Origin of the sequence: Pseudomonas sp. RIT778 (genome assembly GCF_019718735.1) — a bacterium.
Taxonomy (GTDB): Bacteria; Pseudomonadota; Gammaproteobacteria; order Pseudomonadales; family Pseudomonadaceae; genus Aquipseudomonas; species Aquipseudomonas aphyarum.
The window spans coordinates 110,536-124,129 of sequence record NZ_JAIHBA010000011.1; the positions used below are offsets into that span (position 1 = coordinate 110,536).

General features: G+C 60.6%; 13 protein-coding genes and 1 tRNA gene. 3 read left to right on the forward strand and 11 right to left on the reverse strand.

Translation table 11 applies throughout. The features are described 5' to 3' along the window. Positions 1–44: 44 nt before the first annotated feature. On the reverse strand, positions 45–794 hold the full coding sequence (locus K5E37_RS08890) for an ABC transporter substrate-binding protein (RefSeq protein WP_039764659.1): 750 nt from the start codon (positions 792–794) through the stop codon (positions 45–47). A 13-nt stretch (positions 795–807) separates the two neighbouring features. Then, positions 808–1,581 carry an ABC transporter ATP-binding protein gene (locus K5E37_RS08895; protein ID WP_007897462.1) on the reverse strand — a complete coding sequence of 258 codons (774 nt, stop codon included), beginning with the start codon at positions 1,579–1,581 and terminating at the stop codon, positions 808–810. A gap of 552 nt (positions 1,582–2,133) precedes the next feature. Here K5E37_RS08895 and gabP point away from each other — a divergent pair. After that, positions 2,134–3,525: a GABA permease gene (gene gabP / locus K5E37_RS08900; RefSeq protein WP_007952562.1), complete on the forward strand. Its 1,392-nt coding sequence runs from the start codon at positions 2,134–2,136 to the stop codon at positions 3,523–3,525. 70 nt (positions 3,526–3,595) lie between these two features. Here gabP and K5E37_RS08905 read toward each other — a convergent pair whose 3' ends face one another. The 4 genes from K5E37_RS08905 to K5E37_RS08920 all read right to left on the reverse strand — a co-directional run bounded on the left by K5E37_RS08905 (position 3,596) and on the right by K5E37_RS08920 (position 6,588). Further along, entirely contained in the window at positions 3,596–4,048 is a 453-nt protein-coding gene (locus K5E37_RS08905; RefSeq protein WP_085608645.1) for a hypothetical protein, read from the reverse strand. 6 nt (positions 4,049–4,054) lie between these two features. Further along, entirely contained in the window at positions 4,055–4,468 is a 414-nt protein-coding gene (locus K5E37_RS08910; RefSeq protein WP_007952560.1) for a hypothetical protein, read from the reverse strand. Between the two features lie 20 nt (positions 4,469–4,488). After that, on the reverse strand, positions 4,489–5,460 hold the full coding sequence (locus K5E37_RS08915) for an alpha/beta fold hydrolase (protein WP_221533622.1): 972 nt from the start codon (positions 5,458–5,460) through the stop codon (positions 4,489–4,491). A gap of 69 nt (positions 5,461–5,529) precedes the next feature. Further along, positions 5,530–6,588, reverse strand: coding sequence for a YhcG family protein (locus tag K5E37_RS08920; RefSeq protein ID WP_221533623.1), 1,059 nt, complete (start codon positions 6,586–6,588; stop codon positions 5,530–5,532). Between the two features lie 260 nt (positions 6,589–6,848). Here K5E37_RS08920 and K5E37_RS08925 point away from each other — a divergent pair, with 260 nt between their 5' ends. Beyond that, positions 6,849–7,298, forward strand: coding sequence for a carboxypeptidase regulatory-like domain-containing protein (locus tag K5E37_RS08925; RefSeq protein ID WP_221533624.1), 450 nt, complete (start codon positions 6,849–6,851; stop codon positions 7,296–7,298). Positions 7,299–7,303: 5 nt separating this feature from the next. On the opposite strand, the gene K5E37_RS08930 is transcribed toward K5E37_RS08925, so the two are convergent. The 5 genes from K5E37_RS08930 to K5E37_RS08950 form a co-directional block, all read right to left on the reverse strand. Beyond that, entirely contained in the window at positions 7,304–7,633 is a 330-nt protein-coding gene (locus tag K5E37_RS08930) for a hypothetical protein (protein ID WP_221533625.1), read from the reverse strand. Positions 7,634–7,769: 136 nt separating this feature from the next. After that, positions 7,770–7,845 (reverse strand) — tRNA-Phe (locus K5E37_RS08935). 104 nt (positions 7,846–7,949) lie between these two features. After that, positions 7,950–8,222: an oxidative damage protection protein gene (locus tag K5E37_RS08940; RefSeq protein WP_007952551.1), complete on the reverse strand. Its 273-nt coding sequence runs from the start codon at positions 8,220–8,222 to the stop codon at positions 7,950–7,952. Then, positions 8,219–9,286 carry an A/G-specific adenine glycosylase gene (mutY, locus tag K5E37_RS08945; protein ID WP_085746373.1) on the reverse strand — a complete coding sequence of 356 codons (1,068 nt, stop codon included), beginning with the start codon at positions 9,284–9,286 and terminating at the stop codon, positions 8,219–8,221. The genes K5E37_RS08940 and mutY overlap by 4 nt, the downstream gene beginning before the upstream one ends. Then, positions 9,283–11,508: an AsmA family protein gene (locus K5E37_RS08950; RefSeq protein ID WP_221533626.1), complete on the reverse strand. Its 2,226-nt coding sequence runs from the start codon at positions 11,506–11,508 to the stop codon at positions 9,283–9,285. The genes mutY and K5E37_RS08950 overlap by 4 nt, the downstream gene beginning before the upstream one ends. 355 nt (positions 11,509–11,863) lie before the next feature. Between K5E37_RS08950 and K5E37_RS08955 the strand changes: the two genes are divergently transcribed. Then, positions 11,864–13,528 carry an OFA family MFS transporter gene (locus K5E37_RS08955; protein ID WP_007952548.1) on the forward strand — a complete coding sequence of 555 codons (1,665 nt, stop codon included), beginning with the start codon at positions 11,864–11,866 and terminating at the stop codon, positions 13,526–13,528. The last annotated feature ends 66 nt before the right edge of the window (positions 13,529–13,594 follow it).

The following is a 13,594-nucleotide window of genomic DNA, read 5'->3' on the forward strand; positions in this document are numbered from 1 at the left end:
GGATCGGCGCCGTCATGTAACGGCGCCGATCCGGCAGGTCAGGATCAGTAGATGCTGAACGGGAAGTACTTGTCGTTGATCTTCTTGTAGGTGCCGTCGGCAACGATTTCCTTCAGCGCGGCGTTCAGCTTCTCGCGGATCGGGTCGCCTTTACGTACAGCGATACCGATCTTGTCGCTTTCTTCCACCGGGTCGCCCTTGAATTCGTAGGCTTTGCCGGCGTCGCTTTTCAGCCACTCGTAGTTGACGTATTTGTCGGCGAGGATGCCGTCCAGGCGACCGGAGGTCAGGTCGAGGTAAGCGTTTTCCTGGGTGTCATACAGCTTGACGGTGATGTCGTCACCGAAGTTGTCTTCCAGGAAGGTGCCGGCCAGGGTCGCACGCTGGGCGCCGATCACTTTGCCTTTCAGCGCAGCCTTGTCGGTTTTGAAGTCGACGTTTTTCGGCGCGATGAATTGCAGCTTGTTGGAGTAGTACGGGTCGGTGAAGTCCACCGCTTGCTTGCGCTCGTCGGTGATCGACATCGAGGAGATCAGGAAGTCGAACTTCTTGGCGTTCAGGGCCGGGATGATGCCGTCCCAGTCCGAGGTAACCACGGAGCATTCAACTTTCATCTTGGCGCACAGGGCGTCGCCGATGTCTTTGTCGAAGCCGACGACGTTGCCGCTGGCGTCTTTATTGTTGAACGGCGGGTAAGCCGCTTCGATGCCCATCTTCAGGGTCTCGGCCATGGCACCGGCGCTGAACGCGAGGGTGACGGCGGCGGCCAGGAAGACCTTTTTGTAGTTCTGCATGCGGGTAGCTCCGTTAGCGGTTGCTGGACATGAATTGTTTGCAGCGCGCCGAAAGCGGGTTTTCGAACACCTGCTGTGGCGATCCTTGCTCTTCTACCAGGCCCTGGTGGAGGAACACCACTTCGCTGGAGACCTGACGGGCGAAGCCCATTTCATGGGTCACGAGCAGCATGGTGCGGCCTTCTTCGGCCAATGCGCGGATGACATTAAGTACTTCCTGGACCATTTCCGGGTCAAGGGCGGAGGTGGGCTCGTCGAAGAGGATCACCTTGGGCTGCATCGCCAGCGTACGGGCAATCGCCGCGCGCTGTTGCTGGCCGCCGGACAGTTGCGCCGGATAAGCGTGGCGCTTGTCGGCGATGCCGACCTTGGCCAGCAGCGCTTCGGCCACTTCGATGGCTTCGGCCTTGCTCTGGCCGAGCACGCGGCGCGGGGCTTCGATGATGTTGTCGAGCACGCTCATGTGCGGCCACAGATTAAAGTTTTGAAACACAAAACCAATCTCGGAGCGCAGGCGATTGATCTGCTTGCCGTCGGCGGCAACCAGTTCGCCATTCTTGGCGGCCTTGAGCTTGAGTTCTTCCCCGGCGACCAGGATCTGGCCTTGATGCGGGTTTTCCAACAGGTTGATGCAACGCAGGAACGTGGACTTGCCGGAACCGGAGGAACCCAGGATCGAGATCACATCGCCGTCGCGGGCGGTCAGCGAGATGCCTTTGAGCACCTCAAGCTGTCCGTAGCGTTTGTGCAAGTTGCGGATTTCAAGCGCGGGCGTGGCCTCAGCCATGTGCGTTCCTCATATATGTTGCGCTCCTGCTGTTGGTTGGCCTTCCTGGCGAGGCGGCCAAGCTAGCATAGCGTTTCAATGGCAGCCAACAGCGCTACGAGCGGTAAACGGATGGCGTGTGGCAGGTTGTCGCATCGGCGCAGCAGACTGTCGCCCCATCAACAACCGAACGGGTGTTTGAACGTGGATTCCCGTAGGTGTCGCGTAAAAAAAGGCGCGATGTTGCCACCTTTGGCGGGGTGTTGGAAGCGCTAACCGGCCGAACGTTCCTCATTCGCCCTTTTATTGTGCATCCCGTACTTTTTCAGTGTGTTTCTGGTGCGCTGATTCGTTTGAAAAGTGAGTCGCAGGGTAACGCTTTGGCGAAAGGCCAGTATTCTCAAGGACTTGCGATGACTGTCCGGTCGCGCTGAAAACCGCAGGCCAGAAGAGGTTGAAACATTTTGGCGCAATTATTGCGTGCAGAATCTGGAACGCCCCGTTGGTTTCTTTTTACGAGAAGGAAAACCAGACGGGCCGGACTGAATCGCTTTCCTCGCAAAGGTAGTTTCAATGAGCAGTACCCAAAGCTCCAATGGCCTCGAACAGGGGCTCAAACCGCGTCATGTGACCATGCTGTCGATCGCCGGGGTGATCGGTGCAGGTCTGTTCGTAGGCTCCGGCCACGCCATCGCCGCCGCCGGTCCCGCTGTTCTGCTGGCTTACGCCGCGGCTGGCGCGCTGGTTGTGCTGGTGATGCGCATGCTTGGCGAAATGGCTGTTGCCTCGCCTGACACTGGCTCGTTCTCGACTTACGCCGACCGCGCTATCGGTCACTGGGCCGGTTTCACCATCGGCTGGCTGTACTGGTGGTTCTGGGTTTTGGTGATTCCGCTGGAGGCCAACGCCGCTGCAACCATCCTGCACGCGTGGTTCCCGGGTGTGGATATCTGGGCCTTCGCGCTGATCATCACCATGCTGCTGACGGTGACTAACCTGTTCAGCGTGAAAAACTACGGTGAGTTCGAATTCTGGTTCGCCCTGCTCAAAGTCGTGGCGATCATCGGTTTCATCATCCTCGGCGTCGCAGCCATTTTCGGCTTCCTGCCGAACAGCCAGGTCAGCGGCGTGTCGCACATCTTCGACACCCAGGGCTTCCTGCCAAACGGCATGGGCGCGGTGCTGGGCGCGATCCTGACCACCATGTTCTCCTTCATGGGTACCGAGATCGTGACCATCGCGGCCGCGGAATCGAAGAACCCGGGCAAGCAGATTTCCAAGGCCACCAACTCGGTGATCTGGCGGATCGGTTTGTTCTACCTCGTATCGATCTTCATCGTTGTGGCCCTGGTGCCATGGAACGACCCGGTTCTGGCCAGCGTCGGTTCCTACCAGACCGTGCTTGAGCGCATGGGTATCCCGAACGCCAAGATGATCGTCGACATCGTGGTTCTGGTTGCTGTGACCAGCTGCCTGAACTCGGCGCTGTACACTTCTTCGCGCATGCTGTTCTCCCTCGGCAAGCGTGGCGATGCACCGGCCATGGCGACCCGCACCAACAAGAGCGGCACCCCTTACTGGGCGGTGATGCTGTCCACCGGCGCGGCGTTCCTGTGCACCTTCGCCAACTACGTGGCCCCGGCTGCGGTGTTCGAGTTCCTGCTGGCGAGCTCCGGCGCCATCGCGCTGCTGGTGTACCTGGTGATCGCGATTTCGCAACTGCGCATGCGTAAACAACGCATGGCTCGCGGCGAAAAAATCGTCTTCAGCATGTGGCTGTTCCCGGGCCTGACCTACGCGGTGATCGTATTCATCGTCGCGGCCCTGACCATCATGCTGTTTCAGGACGCCCACCGCGTGGAAATCCTCGCGACCGGCCTGCTCAGCCTGCTGGTGGTCGCTGCCGGCCTGCTGGTGGCTCGCCGCCGCAATCTGGAAAAACGTGGCGCCGCGGTTCTGAACTGATCCGCAACGCGTAACGCAAAACGGCCGCTATCAGTGATGACAAGCGGCCGTTTTTGTTACTGCGAGCGGTTTATTCGCTCTTCTCTTCCTGCGCTTCCACCGACTGACCGTAGGTGTCCAGCGCAATCCCGAAATCGCTGATGAACTCCGGTTCGCTCAGCCAGGCCTGGGCGGTCTCGCGATCCATGCCGTCGGCCCACATGCGGTAGTCGATCAGCATATCGGCGGCCAGGTGAGTGGCGGCCATGCCTTCGTTCTCGGCGTTTTCCATGTCCAGCAGTTCAGGGTGATCGACGATGATGAACGCCAGCTCGCGGAGCAGCGTCAGCAGCATTTCGTTGCGGCTGACGGCTTCGGCGTCGCGCATCTTGCTGAACATCGCCAGGGTGTATTCCGGGATCGGCTCGGCGAGGTGGCCGAGGTCATCGTCCTGCGCCAGAGGTTTGCGACCGACCATGCGGATCTGCTTGGCTTTGGCCTTGGCGCGTTTGGCGCGTTTCTGTTGCTTGTTCAGGGATGCCATGGGAACTCAGTTTTTCTGTTGGGTTTGTGCGGCGATTGCGTCGGACGCGGCCACATAGTCTTTCTGGAAATCCGGCGATTCGATCCACGCCAGAGCGCCAGCCTCGTCGGTCTCGGTGGACCATTGGCGGTACTCGATCAGCGCGGCGAGGATGAAATCCATCGCGCCTTCTTCGCCTTCCTGCTCGTACACCAGCTCCAGCAGTGGGTCTTCGAGGAACGCGGTGCACAGGGCCTGCTGGCTGATCTTCTCGGCGTCGATCATTTTCTTGAACAGTTCGGTCAGGTCCACCGACTCGAAGTCGATGCGGTCGTCGTTCGGGTCCAGCTCGACTGGCGCTTCCGCACGTTTGGTGCGGTTCTGCTTGGCCTTGGTCTTGGCCCGGGCGGCGCGTTTTTGCTGCTTGTTGGCGGAAGCCATGGTGTGTGTTCCGTGGTGCGTTAAAGGGCTTGGCTGCGTGGGATTTTGCGCCCCGGTGTGTCGGAGGCCAGTTCGCCGGTCTGCAGCCAGGTCAGAGCGATGGGCCATAGTGTGGCTTGGTATGCGCTGCGAAAAAAGGCGAAATGTCCGACTTGCTGCTCACCGATGTCCTGCGGCTCGATTCGCAGGTGGGTCTTTTGCGCGTTGTGGAAGTAAGCGAGCAGGCGTTCGATGGCGGGAATCGTGCCGTAGGGATCGTCGCTGATGCTGATTGCCAGGGCTTTGGCCCGGACGTTGGCGAAGGGCAAGTCCGCCATCGCTCTGCCGCTCGGGCGCCGCTCATAACGCGCGGCAGGCGTGCTCCAGTCGCGCACCACGCCGGCGGGCGTGTCTTCCAGCCAGCCAAGTCGCTTGCCCGGAAAGTAGCCACAGAGCAGCGTGACCAACGGCATCAGCAGATGCCATTTGCCGAACATTCGCCAGCGGTGCTCGGGCGCGTAATCGCGCCAGTAAGCGAACTGCGCGCCGACCGTCACCAGTCGTCGGATTATCTTTCCAGAGGCCCCCAGGCCTGCTGCGCAGCCGCCGAAGCTGTGCCCGACCACATCGATCGGCTGCCCGGGAAATTCCCGCTGCGCGCACTTGAGCATCGCCTCGAAATCCAGCGCGCCCCAATCCGTCCACGAAGCCTGCAAACGCTTCATCGACTTTGGTCGCGACTCGCCAATGCCCCGGTAGTCGTAAATGATCACGTCAAAGCCGTTGGCGAACAGGTACGCCGCGAAGCGTGAGTAGTGGCGGCAACGCACGGATGTGGCGGCGTTGATGATCACCACTGGGCGTTGTGGGTCGGGCGAAGCGTGGCGCCAGGTGAAGCCGCCGAGCAGATAGCCATCGGCGGCGGGTTCCTGAAAGGGTGCGTCCTGAACATCGCTTTCGAGCGTGGTTTCGCTCCGGGCATCTTCCAGTACGTGCGTCTCTTGAAAACCCATGGCTCTCGACCTTCGCGGAGTAGCTGCCAACGATAGTCCCAGCCAGCTCGGTGAACAATCCGTCGACGGTCAATCAGCCGTCTGATCGCTCAAGCGTTCTTCCAGTCGAGTGTGTTCACGGTTCAACTCCGCTCGTAACTCCTCTTCACTCGGCAGCACCAGTTTGTAGCTGCTGGCGAACAGTTGTTCATTGCCCTTGAGGATCGTGTAGCGCGCAACCGATTCATTTTGCTGTGCGCAGAGAATGATCCCCACCGTTGGCCCGTCGCCCTCGCTGCGTTTCAGGTCGTCGTACATGCGGATGTACATGTCCATCTGGCCCACGTCGCGGGCGCTGAGTTTGCCGCGCTTCAGATCGAGGATGACGAAGCATTTGAGCAGGTAGTTGTAGAACACCAGGTCAATGTAAAAATCATCGTCGCCAGCGCTGATGCGTTGCTGGCGACCGACAAAAGCGAAGCCTTTGCCCAGCTCAAGGAGAAATCCCTGGAGCTGATCCATCAGGGCCTGTTCCAGTTCGGACTCCTGAAGCTTGCCCGGTGATGGCAGGCCGAGAAATTCCAGCAGGACGGGGTCGCGGATGAATTCCCGGGGATTGCTTTTCATCGCGGCAATGTTGGTCGCGGCCTCTGCATAGACGTCGGTTTTGTCTCGGCTCAGCAACAGGCGTTCGTAGTAGAGCGTGTTGATCTGGCGATCAAGGGCGCGGCTTGACCAGTTTTGTGCAGCGGCTTCGTTCATGTACCACTGCCGGGCGGGTTCGCTTTCGACCTGCAATATCCTGCGGTAATGGGTCCAGCTCAATTCGAGACGCAGTGCGTCTCGAATTGGAAAGAGCTGATAAAACTGCCGCATTTTTCGAAGATTAGTAACGTCGAAGCCTTTCCCAAAGTCCGCAGTCAGTTCCTTTGCCAACGTAGCCAGGAGCTGTTTTCCATACCCCGCGCGCCGGGCACCCTGTTGCTCGAACTCGACAATGTGTCGCCCGATCTGCCAGCAGGTCTGGACCTGAATCGTGTCGACCGTTCGCAGCGCTTTCTGCCGCGCCTCGCGTATCAGTTCGCCCAGGTCGCCCAGTAGCGAATCAATTTTTGGATCTTGCGTGTCAGCAGGTTTTAGTTGGCTCATCAGGTCTTCCGGCTCAGGGGGAACAGAAGCAAGAGCATGCCAATTGCCTTGGTCTGGGGATGCCGGCCGCCTCTGATGCCACTGAAGGAAGAGTGGGCGGGTTTTGCGAGATCAGGCTGACGAAGTCCGCGAACGAGGAGTACGGCGTGTAGTCCTTTTCGTATCAACCGCAACTCCCAATCGTTCTAAAACCCACCCCGCAAGACAAAATCTAAACAGAGGTAACGATTGGGTTCCGCGAGAGCCCGGGAGTCGTCCTCATGAAACGCGTTCTTTCCTTCGTGCTGTCCGTTGCCGCTGCGGCGGTGCTGCTGTTTCCGATCATGGCGCAGGCTGCGAGTCTGGAGCCGGTCGACAGTTCTGCTGTGCAGGTTCAGCAGCAAGAGCAAAACGGTGTTCGCTATCTGGCCGGCGGGATTGGTGAAGATGAGTCGAAAGCCATTCAGCAATCCGCGGGCTACAACCTGCACATGACGTTCGCCGTCGGCATGCAAAACCAGTACACCGCCGATGTCGACGTGATGATTCAGAAAGCTCCGGGCCAGACCGTGCTGACGCTGAATCAGACCGGTCCATTGGTCTACGTACAGTTACCGCCCGGCAAATACACGGTCGTCGCGACCCGCAATGGTGAAACGCGCCGGGATGCGGCGGAAATTGGCGGCGGTGCTGCGCGCAATCTGGTGTTTCACTGGAATGACAACAGCTAGTGGCGTTACCGGTCGCGCCGGGAAGGCGCGACCGTTGCCGTGCGGCCCAGCCAGATCAATAACCACGCGGCGCCCGACAGGAAGAGGGCGAGGAGGCAATGCGTGGCGACGGCAAACCAGAAGCTGGCGGGTTGTGTGGTCAGCGAATACACGGCGAAGCGTTTGCCGCGTGCCATGTTGCTGATGCGCCCCTGAATCAGACCGTCCACGGTTTCGTAGGCAATCAGGCCGATACACAGGATCAGCACCAGGCCGAGCGCGATCATCAGCCAGTCGGTGCGTTTTACGGGTTGCGCGGGATGGGGCAGGGGGACGCGGGTTCTTCTCTGGTTCATCGCGGGGATGACCCTCTTCCGTAAGGGTTGGGCAACGTATCGCGAATTCCGGCCTGCAAGAAGGGCGGGATCGGGCCGTCATCAAATCGCAGGCATAAAAAAACCCTGAATCTTGCGATTCAGGGTTTTCGGTATTTGGTGCCCAGAGACGGAATCGAACCGCCGACACGGGGATTTTCAATCCCCTGCTCTACCGACTGAGCTATCTGGGCAACGGGGCGCATTAAAAGGGTTTTTCGGATTTACGTCAACGACTTTTTTAAAATTTCTTAAATTAATTCCGTCGCTTACGATCCGACCCCCGATTTTGCGGGGTTTACTCTGCAGGCGGAACGTAGCCTTCCGCTTGAGCGTATTCCTCGCCGGAGAAGTACTTGTCCATTTCGCCCTGAAGAAATTTGCGGTCTTCGGCGTTCATCATGTTCAGGCGTTTTTCGTTGATCAGCAGGGTCTGGTGTTTCTGCCAGTCGGCCCAGGCCTTGGCAGAGACGTGTTCGAAGATGTCCTGGCCCTTGGCGCCCGGGTACGGTGGGCGCTCCAGGCCTTCGAGTTGTTCTTTGTACTTGCGGCACATTACGGTGCGGGTCATGTCGACTCTCCTGCATTCAAGACGGCGGCCGCGCGTTCGAGCAAGGTCTTGACCGGGGCGGCGAGGCCCAGGCGCGGCGGGGTGGCGAGGTTATACCAGAGCCAGTCGGCCTCGGCCACGTGACCGCCGGCTTCCTGTACCTGAACCAGCCAGGGTTCGATGGACAGCTGGAAGTGGCTGAAGGTGTGGACAAGGCTCGGCAGCGCCTGCTGCTCGCCCAGTTCCAGCGAGTGCTGCGCAGCGAGGTGTTGCAGGTCGTCGAGGCCATCGAGTTCCGGCAGGCTCCACAAACCGCCCCACAATCCGCTGGACGGGCGGCGATAGAGCAAAATCGCGCCGTCCTCGTTGGCCAGCAGTGGCATCAATGTGCGTTTCTGCGGGATGGCTTTACGCGGCTTGGGGATCGGGTAACGCGTCTCCAGGCCGAGCATGTGCGCTTCGCAGCCCTTTTCCAGCGGACACAGCAGGCAGCTCGGCTTGCTGCGGGTGCAGAGTGTGGCGCCTAGATCCATCATCGCCTGGGTGTAGGCGTTGACCCGATCCTGCGGCGTAAAGCGCTCGGCGTTGGCCCACAGCTGTTTGGCGACCTTCGGTTCGCCGGGGTAGCCCTCCTGCGCGGTAAAGCGCGCCAGCACCCGTTTGACGTTGCCGTCGAGAATCGGCGCGCGCAGGCCCATGCTGATGCTGGCGATCGCGCCCGCAGTCGACAGGCCGATGCCCGGCAAATCCGTGAGCTTCTCGACATCCCGGGGAAACTCGCCGCCGTACTGGCTGACGACAATCTTCGCGGTCTTCTGCAGATTGCGCGCACGGGTGTAGTAACCCAACCCCGTCCACAGGTGCAGCACTTCGTCCTCCGGCGCTTCGGCCAGGGCTTCGACCGTCGGCAGCGCCGCCATGAAGCGGTCGAAGTAATTGAGCACGGTGCTGACCTGAGTCTGCTGCAACATGATCTCGGACACCCACACCCGATACGGGTTGATGTTCTGTTGCCAGGGCAAATCATGGCGTCCGTGGCGGTCGAACCATTCCAGCACCGCCGTGGAAAACTGCTCCGCTCTCATCGCTTGAACAGCCCCTTCAATGCGTTTTTCAGTTCCGGGCTGACTTTGTCACCCAGTTTCTCGTCGATTTTTTCGCTGATCTTGTCGCCGGCCAGTTTGGTCGCGACCTGGCCCATGCGTTCGTTGTCCACGCGGCAGGCCTTGGCGCCCAGTTCCAACGGGCCACGGCAGCGCAGCGGCCATTCGATGCCGACGAATTTGTCACCTACCTGGCAGGCCGGGTCCGGCATGGCGCTGGTGTCGCCTTCGACGATGATGCCGACGCGATAGTCCATGCCCAGCACCTTGAGGTCGATATCGCCGTCACCGTTGACGCTCATGCCGGGGATGCGCACTTTCAGGTCCGGGTTGCTGGCCACGCCGTTGCGGAAGGTCAGGTTGCCCTTGAGTTCCTGGAACGGCGTGTCCTTGCCGCGCGGCTCGCCGCTCAGGGATTTGCGGTTGAGTGTGGCGATGCCCTTGCACAGTTGCTGCTCAAGGTTGGCGTTGAGCAGCACGCCGTTGTTGATCACGAAACTGGCGTTGCCATTGAGGGTTTCGATCAGCGCCTGCTGGCTGTTGCCGCTGCCGGTGACGGTGCTGGTGAGATTGACCAGACCCTTGACCGGCGGATTCTTGCCCTGGCTTTCGAGGATTTTCTCCACCGGCACCCGGTTGATCCGGGTCTGCAGGTTCAGTATCGGCGCGGTCTGGCGCACGTCCAGCGTGCCCTTGGCTTCGAAGTCGCCGTTGTACAGCTCGCCGCGCAGGTTCTCCAGGGTCAGCAGGCCGCCCTGGCCGGTGGCTTTCAGTGCGGCGTTCTGAATTGGCAGCTTGTCGAGGGTCAACTGGCCGAAGGTCAGGTCGGCGTTTACGTCGAGTTTGCTCAGGCGCTCAACAGGGAACAGGCGCTCGGTGCTCCAGGCGCTTTTGCTCGGTTTTTCCGGCAGCGGTGTGCTGCCGGCACCGGCCATTGCATCGGCCTCGGTGCTGGCGACTTCGGCCTGACGGACCTGAGTGGCGTTGTTGGCTTTTTCCGATTTCGGCGGCAGATAACGGTCAACGTTGAAGGTGTCGGCCTTGAGGACCGCCCGCAGCGATTGCTTGGCGAAATCTTCGACGGCGATGCGGCCGCTGAAGCTGCTGTCGTCGAGTTTCAGGTTGATGTTGTCCAGCGCCACGCTGGTCGGCGTCGCGGCGACACGGCTGACCAGTTCAACCTTGCTCAGGCTGCCTTCGGCCATGGTCGGCAGGGTCTGGCCAATGCTGTCGACGAATTTCGCCAGGTCGAACTGGGCGATGGAAATCCCGCCGGTGATCTGTGGCGTCTTGTCCAGGTCGTTGGCCTTCAACTCGCCCAAGGCGCGCAACTGATTGACCGAAAGCTTGATGCCGGTCCATTCGGCGACGTTGGCGGCCTTGTCCAGCAACAGTTGGCCTTGGGCGGCGAAGGTCACGGTCTTGCCCTGTAGCGGATCACCGGCGACTTCGCCGGAAAGCTTCAGGTCTTCGAACTTGTAGCGTTGCAGGGCGCGTTCGAAGCGCAGCTCGCCGTTGAGCTCGGTGCGCACCCGCAGCACTGGCTGGTTGGTGCCGAGGAACGCGGTGGCCTTGACCGGGATGTTGGTCGAATCGTGAACCGCGCCGGTGCTCAACTGGATGCTTTCGGCGCTGAATTGCTTGCCGGTCAACTCGTCGTTGTATTCCACGCGGGCGTTGTTGACGGTCAGGCTGTCGATGTCGAGGCGAATCGGCTGGGCCGGTTTTTCCGGTTGCGGGGTGGCCTCGGGGGCGGTTTCGGCCGTGGTGGTTGGCGCCGGGGCGCTGCCGGCCTTGGGTGGTACCTTGCCGATATCTTCCCAGTTGCCGTGACCATTCTTGTCACGGTTCAGGCGCAGGTTCAGGCCTTCGACGCGCACGTCGCTCATCTGCACTTCACGGCGCAGCAGCGGCAGCACGCGCACGGACAGGCCGAGCATCTGCAGGTCGGCGAACGGTTCGGCAGGTTTGGCCAGGGTCGCGACGCTGGCCTCGTGCAGTTCCAGGCCGAGCCACGGGAACAGGCTCCAGCCGATGTCGCCATTGAGCGTCAGCTCGATGTGGGCCTTGTCGCGGGCTATCTGGCGGATCTCGTCTTTGTAGTCGTTGGGATCAAACAGGTGGGTCAGGGCGAAGCCCGCCGCCACAATGATCAGCAACAGCCCGAGAAGTACCAGACCCAGGATTTTGCCGAACGCTTTCATGGGCGAGTCCTTGTAAGTAGTCGAATTCGTAATTTAGCCGGGGAGTATAGCGCTGCATCAACCCGCGCTGTTGCGGTGTCCCGTGCAGCCTGCTGAACCGTGATGTACAGCGCTTCGACAACGATCGGCATCGGGGTTCCCCGGCATCAGGAGATCAGATGACTCAAAAAAGGTGATATCAGTTTGGTTTTTCTGTCACGTGCAAATGGTAACCTTCGCCCGTTCGTCCGCCCATCTGCGACTTAACGTCGCGCTTTCAAGGAGCTTCACCCGCAAAAAACGGTCATGCCTGCGTGCATAAAGGCCGGGGGTGAGCAGTGGCTGGCGAACCATACTAATAATTGGGGGATACACAATGAGCACGACCATTACGGCGGACGGCCTCAAAGCCGATCAGCCCGGATTCCTGTCCAAGGAACGCATCATCGCCAAGCCCGGTTTCAACCGTTGGCTGGTCCCGCCGGCCGCTCTGGCCATTCACCTGTGCATCGGCATGGCCTACGGCTTCTCGGTGTTCTGGTTGCCGCTGTCCAAGGCGCTGGGCGTGACCGCTCCGGTGGCTTGCGCACCGGACATGAGCTTCATCGCACAAGTCTTCTCGTCGCAATGCGACTGGCCGATCTCCATGCTCGGCTGGATCTACACCCTGTTCTTCATCTTCCTCGGCTGCTCGGCAGCGATCTGGGGTGGCTGGCTCGAACACGCAGGCCCGCGCAAGGCCGGCGTTGTATCGGCACTGTGCTGGTGCGGCGGTCTGCTGATTTCCGCACTGGGTATCTATACCCACCAGATCTGGCTGATGTGGATCGGCTCCGGCGTGATCGGCGGTATCGGTCTGGGCCTGGGCTACATTTCGCCGGTGTCGACCCTGATCAAGTGGTTCCCGGACAAGCGCGGCATGGCGACCGGCATGGCGATCATGGGTTTCGGCGGTGGCGCGATGGTTGGCGCTCCGCTGGCAACCGCTCTGATGAGCCATTTCGCTTCGCCGGCTGGCGTTGGCGTGTGGCAGAGCTTCGTGGCCATGGCCGCGATCTACTTCGTGTTCATGATCGGTGGCGCCTTGGCCTACCGCGTACCGCCAACCGGCTGGAAGCCTGAAGGCTGGACCGCACCGGCGAAGAAAGCGTCGAACGCGATGATCACCCACCGTCACGTGCACGTGAATGTGGCGTGGAAAACCCCGCAATTCCGTCTGGTGTGGCTGGTGCTGTGCCTGAACGTGTCCGCCGGTATCGGCATCCTCGGCATGGCTTCGCCACTGTTGCAGGAAGTGTTCGGCGGCAAGCTGCTGGGCAATGATCTGCCGTTCGGTCAGCTGGACGCCGGTCAACTGGCTTCCATCGCTGCCATTGCAGCCGGTTTCACCGGTCTGCTGAGCCTGTTCAACATCGGCGGTCGTTTCTTCTGGGCGTCGTTCTCGGACTACCTGGGCCGCAAGAACACTTACTTCGTGTTCTTCGCACTGGGTTTTGCGCTGTACGCACTGATCCCGAACCTCGGTCACCTGGGCAACGTTGCGCTGTTCGTGGCGGCGTTCTGCATCATCCTGTCGATGTACGGCGGTGGTTTTGCGACCGTTCCGGCCTATCTGGCCGACCTGTTTGGTACACAGATGGTTGGCGCGATCCACGGTCGTCTGCTGACGGCCTGGGCCGCCGCTGGCGTGCTGGGTCCGGTGCTGGTGAACTACCTGCGTGAGTATCAGCTGAGCATCGGTGTTGAACGCGCTGCCGCTTACGACATCACCCTGTACATCCTCGCTGGCCTGCTGGTGCTGGGCTTCCTGTGCAACCTGCTGGTGCGCCCGGTGGCCGACAAGTACTTCATGACCGACGCCGAACTGGCCGCCGAACAGGCGCTGGGCCACGACAAGGGTGCTGACGCCAGCACCGTGCTGGAGTGGAAAGCCGCGCCAGGCAGCAAGCCATTGGCGATCGCTGCGTGGCTGGTGGTGGGGATTCCGTTGGCGTGGGGTGTGTGGGTGACCCTGCAGAAGACGGCGGTTCTGTTCCACTAAGTAACCGTTAAAACGCAGAACCCCTGTGGGAGCGGGCTTGCCCGCGAAGGCGTCCGGTCAGTCGAC

Excerpts from the sequence above, each read along its gene's own strand:
- K5E37_RS08890 (WP_039764659.1), bottom strand. The coding sequence starts at position 794 with ATGCAGAACTACAAAAAGGTCTTCCTGGCCGCCGCCGTCACCCTCGCG.
- K5E37_RS08895 (WP_007897462.1), bottom strand. The coding sequence starts at position 1,581 with ATGGCTGAGGCCACGCCCGCGCTTGAAATCCGCAACTTGCACAAACGC.
- gabP (WP_007952562.1), top strand. The coding sequence starts at position 2,134 with ATGAGCAGTACCCAAAGCTCCAATGGCCTCGAACAGGGGCTCAAACCG.
- K5E37_RS08905 (WP_085608645.1), bottom strand. The coding sequence starts at position 4,048 with ATGGCATCCCTGAACAAGCAACAGAAACGCGCCAAACGCGCCAAGGCC.
- K5E37_RS08910 (WP_007952560.1), bottom strand. The coding sequence starts at position 4,468 with ATGGCTTCCGCCAACAAGCAGCAAAAACGCGCCGCCCGGGCCAAGACC.
- K5E37_RS08915 (WP_221533622.1), bottom strand. The coding sequence starts at position 5,460 with ATGGGTTTTCAAGAGACGCACGTACTGGAAGATGCCCGGAGCGAAACC.
- K5E37_RS08920 (WP_221533623.1), bottom strand. The coding sequence starts at position 6,588 with ATGAGCCAACTAAAACCTGCTGACACGCAAGATCCAAAAATTGATTCG.
- K5E37_RS08925 (WP_221533624.1), top strand. The coding sequence starts at position 6,849 with ATGAAACGCGTTCTTTCCTTCGTGCTGTCCGTTGCCGCTGCGGCGGTG.
- K5E37_RS08930 (WP_221533625.1), bottom strand. The coding sequence starts at position 7,633 with ATGAACCAGAGAAGAACCCGCGTCCCCCTGCCCCATCCCGCGCAACCC.
- K5E37_RS08940 (WP_007952551.1), bottom strand. The coding sequence starts at position 8,222 with ATGACCCGCACCGTAATGTGCCGCAAGTACAAAGAACAACTCGAAGGC.
- mutY (WP_085746373.1), bottom strand. The coding sequence starts at position 9,286 with ATGAGAGCGGAGCAGTTTTCCACGGCGGTGCTGGAATGGTTCGACCGC.
- K5E37_RS08950 (WP_221533626.1), bottom strand. The coding sequence starts at position 11,508 with ATGAAAGCGTTCGGCAAAATCCTGGGTCTGGTACTTCTCGGGCTGTTG.
- K5E37_RS08955 (WP_007952548.1), top strand. The coding sequence starts at position 11,864 with ATGAGCACGACCATTACGGCGGACGGCCTCAAAGCCGATCAGCCCGGA.